Genomic DNA, 7539 nt, shown 5'->3' with positions numbered 1-7539 from the left:
CTGCCACCGACCGTTTACGAACGGACGATGGCCTTGAAACCACCTATCGAGGTGTCCGGAATTAGTTGACCACTACAGACCGCATGCGCCGCTGAACGCTTACTTCACCGCTGCTTCAAGGGTTTTGCCCAACTTGCGTTCCTGCGCGGTAACGAGTTGGCAGAGCTCGATAATCTGCTCGCGCATCCAGCGGTTCGCCGGGTCCTGGTCGGTGCTTTCATGCCAATACAGGTGCGTCTCCACGGTTGGCACGTCGTTCACCGGCAGATACACGAAATGCAGGTCATTGCGCCGGGCGAAGCGCTCGGGAACGGTCATGACCATGTCGGTCTGCTGCAGCACTTGCGAGGCCATCAGGTAATGCTGCGAACGCAACGCGACCTTGCGCTGAATGCCCATTTTGCCCAAAGCCAGATCCACGTAACCCAAGCCACTGCGTCGGCTGGAAATATGAATGTGCGCAACGCCAAGGTAGTCATCCAGGCTGATGGCGTCCTTGTTCGCCAGCGGATGGCCGCGGCGCATGGCGCACACGTAGTGGTCTTCCATCAGCTTGACGTGGCGCACCTGCGGGTCGGTGTTCAACGGCGCGTCCACCGCGAAGTCCAGCCGGCCGGCCGCGAGTTCCTTGGTCGTCTCCCGGCGTTTGGACAGAAAGCTTTCAATGGTCACGGCCGGCGCCAGACGCCGCAGCCGCTGGAACAGCGCGGGCAGGATCACCGCCTCGGTGAGGTCGGTCATGCTGATGCGGTAGTTCTTGTTGGCCTGCAGCGGATTGAAGATCCGGCTCTCCTGCACCGACACCCGCAGCAATGACAGGGCATTGCGCACCGGGCCGATGATGTTCTGCGCCATGGGCGTGGGCACCATGCCCTGGGCCGTGCGCACGAACAGCGGATCGTTGAAGGTTTCGCGAAGGCGCGACAGGGCGTTGGACACGGCAGGCTGGGTGATGCCGACGATCTGGCCGGCGCGGGTCAGGTTGGCTTCGGTGTAGATGGCGTCAAACACAATAAAGAGATTGAGATCGACCTTGCTCAGGTTCATTGCTGTGCGCCTCGTGCAGTTCTTGTTGTTTGGAATGCGCCGAATCATATATCGGTTATGAATGTTTATACACGCCGAGAATAGGTTAGATAAATGGGGGGCGCTGTTCTAGCATCGGATCACGACCTGACAACACCTCACAGAAGGCAGCAGCCCCATGGATTTCGCTTACTCCCCCAAGGTTCAGGCACTGCGCGAGCGCGTGACCGCCTTCATGGACACCTACGTGTACCCGGCCGAGCCGGTGTTCGAGCGTCAAGTGGCCGAAGGCGATCGCTGGCAGCCGACGGCGATCATGGAGGACCTCAAGGCGAAGGCGAAAGCCGAGGGGCTGTGGAACCTGTTCCTGCCGGAATCCGAACTGGGGGCAGGGCTGTCGAACCTCGAGTACGCGCCGCTGGCGGAGATCATGGGCCGCTCGCTGCTGGGCCCGGAGCCGTTCAACTGTTCCGCGCCGGACACCGGCAATATGGAAGTGCTGGTGCGCTATGCCAATGACGCGCAAAAAGAGCGATGGCTGGAACCCTTGCTGCGCGGCGAGATCCGCTCGGCGTTTGCGATGACCGAACCCGACGTGGCCTCTTCGGATGCCACCAACATGGCCGCGACCGCCGTACGCGATGGCGATGAGTGGGTCATCAACGGACGCAAGTGGTGGACCTCCGGCGCCTGTGACCCGCGCTGCAAGATCATGGTCTTCATGGGCCTGAGCAACCCGGACGGCCCGCGTCACCAGCAGCATTCGATGATTCTGGTACCGACTGACGCGGCGGGGGTGAAGATCGTCCGGCCGCTGCCGGTGTTCGGCTACGACGATGCGCCCCACGGTCACGCCGAAGTGCTGTTTGAAAATGTACGCGTGCCGTACGAAAACGTCCTGCTGGGTGACGGACGCGGGTTCGAAATCGCCCAGGGTCGTCTGGGCCCGGGCAGGATTCACCACTGCATGCGTTCGGTCGGCATGGCGGAACGCGCGCTGGAATTGATGTGCAAACGCTCGGTTCAGCGCACCGCGTTTGGACGGCCATTGGCGCGACTGGGGGGCAACATCGACAAGATCGCCGACTCGCGCATGGAAATCGACATGGCGCGCCTGCTGACCCTGAAGGCCGCCTACATGATGGACACCGTGGGGAACAAGGTCGCAAAAAGCGAGATCGCGCAAATCAAGGTGGTCGCCCCAAACGTCGCCCTGCGGGTGATCGACCGGGCAATTCAGATGCACGGCGGTGCGGGGGTGTCCGGCGATTTCCCGTTGGCCTATATGTACGCCATGCAGCGCACCCTGCGCCTGGCCGATGGTCCGGACGAAGTGCACCGCGCGGCCATTGGGAAGTTTGAGATCGGCAAATATGTGCCGAAGGAGTTGATGCGCGGCGAGCATCGGTGATCGACCACGGCGTCACCAGCAACCCGTAGGTTGCTGGCACGGATGCGGGCGGCTGAGCCGCCTCACTCGACCCAAACCTCGACCCGGCGGTTCTTGATCCGGCCTTCATCGCCTTCATTGGCCGCCACCGGCATTTCGTCGCCAAACCCGCGCACGTCACGCAGCACCACCTGATGTTTCAGCAGCTCCCGGCGCACCGCCATGGCGCGCAGTTTTGACAGCAATTGCGCCCGCGCCGGATCGCTCTTGGCATCGCCAAATCCCGCCAGCGTCACCTTCTGATCCAGCTTGTCATGGGCCTTCAGGTACTCGACCACGCGCTTCAGATCGAGCATCGCCTTGGTGTCCAGCGTCGCGCTGCCCTGGGCGAAACGGAAATTCACCGACAGCCGCTCGGCCTCCCGCGCCAGATTCTGATACTCCAGCGGCATCTGTGCCGTCGCCCTCACTTTCACCGCCTGAACCGTCTGCGCCACAAACCCGTTCTGCGCGACGATAGACTGGCCCTGGGGACTCTGGGCGAACCGCACCAGCGCCTTGGCCCAGCGCTGCCTCGAGTCGGGCGGCAGGTAAAAATAGAGACGGCGCGACAGCGGATAGTCTTCGGTAGCAATCAGGCTGACCGTGGGCAGCATCGGTTTTGACTCACCGTCGATGATCGCCACGGCCTTTGCCTGGCGAATATAGGGCAGGCCGATGAAGCCGATGCCCTGACGGTCCTGACTGATCTGGTCGGACAGTTCCTCACTGGACTCGAAGCGCCTGGCCTCCTTCGACAGCGTCTTGGCGGACTTGGCCAGCACCAACTCGTTGAAGGTGTCGAACGTGCCGGACTGTTGATCCCGTGCGTATAAATGGATAGCCCCGGCCGGGCCGCCCAGTTGCTCCCAGTCGCGGATCTCGCCGGAAAAGATTTTCGCCAGTTCCGCCGTACTCAGCTCCCGCAGCGGGTTGCCGGGGTGAAGAATCACTGCCACGCCGTCGATGGCGATGACCTGCTCGGCCTCATGACTGCGCAGATCGCCCAGGGCCGCCAGCTCGATAGCCTCATTGTTCTTGATCGGTCTTGAGGATGCCGCCACATCGGCCAACCCGTCCTTCAGCGCTGCAAACCCGGTGCTCGATCCATGGGCAGCAATGTCGATGCTGACGTTCTGGCCCGAGGGCAATTGGGCGGTAATGCGCAGTTCGTTAGGGCGCGCGCCCGGTTGTTCCTGTATCGATTGCGCGTTTTGCTGCGCGAGCAAGCCTTTGACCAGCGCCGGCCCTAGCTGCGCGCCAATCGTATTCGAGCCCTGAATGCGCAAGGCGGGCGAGCCGTCAGTCGGCGCCGGAAGCGTAGCCGCGCCAGCGCTGACCGAGAGGGCGGCGGCAAGGAGTGAAGAGAGGACAAGGAAAACGCGAGTGCGCAGCATGTGCGGCATCTTTATATGAGCTGAGGTGGCCGGAGAATAAGACAGGCGGATGACGGCCAGATGACAGATCGCCGCTTGGTGCGCGTTGGAGGAGCAAGCCGCAGGCAGGGCGCCATGCGGCTCATCATTTAATGATTCGGTTATTCCAGCTCAAGCCAGATCGGCGCGTGGTCGGACGGCTTGTCCATGGAGCGCAAGTGATAATCCACGCCCGCTCCCTTGATGCGCGGTTGCAGGCCGTGGGACGCGAGGATCAGGTCGATGCGCAGGCCGCGCTTGGGCTCGTCTTCAAAACCGCGACTGCGGTAATCGAACCAGCTGAATTGATCGACCACTTCCGGGTACAGGTGGCGGAAGCTGTCCACCAGGCCCCAGTTCTTGAGTTTGGCGAGCCACTCGCGCTCCTCCGGCAGGAAGCTGCACTTGCCGGTTTTCAGCCAGCGCTTGGCGTTGTCGGCGCCGATGCCGATGTCGCTGTCTTCCGGAGAGATGTTGACGTCGCCCATCACCACCAGCGGCTGGTCATTGCTGAATTTCGTTTCCAGCAAGTTCTGCAGATCTGCGTAGAAGCGCAGCTTCGCCGGGAATTTGGTCGGGTGATCACGGCTTTCGCCCTGTGGGAAATAGCCGTTCATGACTGTCACCGGATTACCGTTGCGATCGGCGAATGTGCCCCAGATGAAGCGGCGCTGGGCGTCCTCGTCGTCGTTGTCGAAGCCCTTGTGAATTGACAGCGGCGGCTGACGGGAGAGCAGGGCGACGCCGTAATGGCCTTTCTGCCCGTGGAAATGCACGTGGTAGCCCAGCGCTTCGATATCGGCCTGGGGGAATTGCTCGTCGGAGACCTTGGTTTCCTGCAAGCCAATGACGTCGGGCTGATGTTTCTCGATCAACGCCGCCAGTTGGTGCGGTCGGGCGCGAAGGCCGTTGATATTAAAAGACACAAGTTTCATGGGCGGCGCTCCTGGCAGCTCCTTGCAAATACAAACGGCGATGCTAGCCGACCTGCCCGGTGACGGCCAGCGCCCGGTTCGCTCGGCTGCATTGGAACCGGGGGGCGTGCATTTCTGAATGGCGGCCAAGTCGTGGGAACTGCGCTTGCGGGCGGCGACTCGAAGCCTTGAAGACAACCACCCGAGCGACCGCCCCGGGCTCATCAAAAGGACGAACACCATGCCTGAACTGCCTGGCGAAACGGCGCAAATCCGTCAGCTCGACAGCGGCTATTCCCGCGAAACCCGCACGTTGCTGTACCTCGCCTACCGTCAGGAGCCGAGTTTCGCGTACCTGTTCGAATCCGGCCGCTCCGGCTACGAGCATCGGGTCAAGGCGACCATCCGTGCGTTGGTCAAACAGCACTTTCTTCAGGACTTGCCGGCGTTGGGGCTGTTCGTGGCGGACCGTCTGGTGGGCGTTGCGCTGATTGCGCCTCCCCAGCGGCGACTGGGCATCACCGAAAGCTGGGCCTGGCGGATTCGCATGTTGATAAGCACCGGCCTGCGCGGCACCCAGCGCTACCTGGAGTATTACCATGACGTGCTGGCCTGTGCGCCGTCGGAAGCGGTTCATGTGCTGCCGCTGCTCGGCGTCCATCCTGATTTTCAGGGCAAGCATTATGGTGAGCAGTTGCTTCTGGCGTTGCATGAGTGGTGTGGGCAGGACAAAAACTCGGAAGGCATCGTCCTCGACACGGGAAATGGCCATTATCTGGATTTTTACGATCGACACGGTTATCAAGAAATCGGCGAAGTGGAAGTAGGACCCGTCCGAGAACGCATATTTTTCCGCCCAAATCCCCAGGTTTCATTGGGCTCTGTGGCTTGAGCTACGCAAGCTTCCCCATTTGAGCGGGTTCCAGCAGCCCGCGTCGCTCGTGTAGCATTCGCGCCTATGAAGTTTCCCCATCGATACACCAGTGGCTTTCTCTTGATGTTGTCCAGCTGCGCGGCATTCGCCGATGCGCAGCTGGAGGTCCGGATCAAGCCGTCCAATGCCGCCCTCAAATCCAACATCGAAGGGTATGTAGGCAGCCTCGGCGAGCGCGACGAGCCGGCCCTCGAACGTTTCAGCGTGGGGGCCGTCGAGCAGGCGCAGAAGGCCGCTCAGGCCCTTGGTTATTATCAGGCGCAGATTGACAGCGAAGTCCGCCATGTCGACAACAACCTGCAACTGCTGCTGAAGGTCGAGGCGGGTGAGCCCGTCCACCTGCGCAATGTGTCCATCCGCGTGACCGGGCAGGCCACCCAGCTGAAAAGCTTTCGGGTCCCAAAGGGTGACGCCCTGAAACCCGGCGCTGTGCTCAACCATGGTGTCTACGAGGACGCCAAACACCTGATCGAAACCCAGGCCGCGCGCTATGGCTTCTTCAATGGCCGGTTCGTGACCCAGCGCCTGTCCGTTGACCCCCGTGCCGGTGTCGCCGACATTGAACTGGTCTACGACAGCGGGCCGCGTTTCTCCCTTGGCAAAGTCACCTTCAGCGGCGACGCGCCGTTCGATGAAGACCTGCTGCGGCGCATGGTGCCGTTCAAACAAGACACGCCTTACGACTCCGAACTGATCGCCGAACTCAATCAGGCCATGCAATCGAGCGGCTATTTCGAAGGGGTGCGGGTCAACGCATCGCCCACCGACGCCCAGGCTCAGGTCATTCCGGTGGACGTTCAGCTGCAAACCCGCAAGCCGCGCACCATGGGGCTGGGTGTCGGCTATTCGACCGACGTTGGCCCTCGGGTAAAAGCCAACTGGACGCGCCACTGGGTCAATCCCCAGGGTCACAGCTATGGCGCTGAAGCCGAAATCTCTGCGCCACGGCAGAATGTCGGCCTGTTCTACGACATCCCGCTGGACCCGCCCCTGACCGACAAACTGCGTTTCGCCGGCGGCTACCAATATGAAGAAATCGCCGACACCGACAGCCTCAGCAAGCTCTTGACCGTCGGCCCCGAGTGGCACAGCAAATTGCCCAGCGGCTGGGAACGGGTGATCTCGCTGAAATGGCAGCGCGAAGAATACCGGCTGGGCAACGATGAAGGCCTCAGCACCTTGCTCATGCCCGGCGTCAGCTATTCATACCTGCGCAGCGATAACCGCATCGACCCGCACAATGGCTACCGGCTGCAGTTCGATACTCAGGTCGCCAAGGAAGGACTGGGCTCGGACGCCAACCTCTTGCACGGCACGGTCATGCTCAAAGGGCTGACCACCGTGGCGCAGAACCACCGCTTTCTCGGGCGGGTGCAGGTCGGCGGCAGTGCCACCAATGGCTACAAATCGATCCCGCCTTCGCTGCGTTTCTTTGCCGGTGGCGATCAGAGCGTGCGCGGTTATGACTACCAATCGCTGTCCCCGGAAAACTCCGACGGCGACAAGATCGGCGGCCGCTACATGATCGCCGGCAGCGCCGAGTACCAGTACTCCATCGCCGAAAAGTGGCGAGTGGCGGCGTTCGTCGATCAGGGCAACTCGTTTAATACCCTGGACCTGCCGAGCCTCAAGACCGGCGTCGGCATCGGTGTGCGCTGGGTGTCTCCGGTCGGGCCGCTGCGCCTGGACCTCGCCCACGCACTGGATGAAGACGGCGGTATTCGTCTGCACTTCTCGATGGGACCTGAACTGTGACGAATAGGGATTTGTTGAAACGCACCGTCGCAATCACGGCGATTACGCTGCTTTCGTTGGTCATCC

Annotated in this window: 6 protein-coding genes; 3 read left to right on the top strand and 3 right to left on the bottom strand. The window is 61.7% G+C overall.

The annotated features are described in order from the left end of the window. Nucleotides 1-99: 99 nt before the first annotated feature. Complete coding sequence (locus AC07VF_RS05940; RefSeq protein ID WP_133775085.1) at nt 100-1047, bottom strand: LysR family transcriptional regulator; 948 nt, start codon at nt 1045-1047, stop codon at nt 100-102. Between the two features lie 157 nt (nt 1048-1204). On the opposite strand from AC07VF_RS05940, the gene AC07VF_RS05935 reads away from it, so the two are divergent. Further along, the gene (locus AC07VF_RS05935; RefSeq protein ID WP_495009286.1) at nt 1205-2437 is read left to right on the top strand and encodes an acyl-CoA dehydrogenase; all 1233 of its coding nucleotides are present in this window, start codon (nt 1205-1207) and stop codon (nt 2435-2437) included. A 62-nt stretch (nt 2438-2499) separates the two neighbouring features. Here the strand turns inward: AC07VF_RS05935 and AC07VF_RS05930 are convergent, their stop codons facing one another. Both AC07VF_RS05930 and xthA read right to left on the bottom strand, forming a co-directional pair. Continuing rightward, complete coding sequence (locus AC07VF_RS05930) at nt 2500-3852, bottom strand: substrate-binding domain-containing protein (RefSeq protein ID WP_495009287.1); 1353 nt, start codon at nt 3850-3852, stop codon at nt 2500-2502. A 140-nt stretch (nt 3853-3992) separates the two neighbouring features. Continuing rightward, nucleotides 3993-4805, bottom strand: coding sequence for an exodeoxyribonuclease III (xthA, locus tag AC07VF_RS05925; protein ID WP_192173906.1), 813 nt, complete (start codon nt 4803-4805; stop codon nt 3993-3995). 220 nt (nt 4806-5025) lie between these two features. Between xthA and AC07VF_RS05920 the strand changes: the two genes are divergently transcribed. Both AC07VF_RS05920 and AC07VF_RS05915 read left to right on the top strand, forming a co-directional pair. Continuing rightward, nucleotides 5026-5676 carry a GNAT family N-acetyltransferase gene (locus AC07VF_RS05920; RefSeq protein ID WP_495009288.1) on the top strand — a complete coding sequence of 217 codons (651 nt, stop codon included), beginning with the start codon at nt 5026-5028 and terminating at the stop codon, nt 5674-5676. Nucleotides 5677-5742: 66 nt separating this feature from the next. Further along, nucleotides 5743-7473, top strand: coding sequence for an autotransporter assembly complex protein TamA (locus AC07VF_RS05915; protein ID WP_346625989.1), 1731 nt, complete (start codon nt 5743-5745; stop codon nt 7471-7473). The last annotated feature ends 66 nt before the right edge of the window (nt 7474-7539 follow it).

This window comes from Pseudomonas sp. GW821-FHT02H06, from assembly GCF_059421525.1.
The sequence above is the reverse complement of the archived record's forward strand: the minus strand, read 5'-3'. Positions and strand labels throughout refer to the sequence as shown.

Coding starts and splice junctions, on each gene's coding strand:
- AC07VF_RS05940 (WP_133775085.1), bottom strand. CDS start 1,047: ATGAACCTGAGCAAGGTCGATCTCAATCTCTTTATTGTGTTTGACGCC.
- AC07VF_RS05935 (WP_495009286.1), top strand. CDS start 1,205: ATGGATTTCGCTTACTCCCCCAAGGTTCAGGCACTGCGCGAGCGCGTG.
- AC07VF_RS05930 (WP_495009287.1), bottom strand. CDS start 3,852: ATGCTGCGCACTCGCGTTTTCCTTGTCCTCTCTTCACTCCTTGCCGCC.
- xthA (WP_192173906.1), bottom strand. CDS start 4,805: ATGAAACTTGTGTCTTTTAATATCAACGGCCTTCGCGCCCGACCGCAC.
- AC07VF_RS05920 (WP_495009288.1), top strand. CDS start 5,026: ATGCCTGAACTGCCTGGCGAAACGGCGCAAATCCGTCAGCTCGACAGC.
- AC07VF_RS05915 (WP_346625989.1), top strand. CDS start 5,743: ATGAAGTTTCCCCATCGATACACCAGTGGCTTTCTCTTGATGTTGTCC.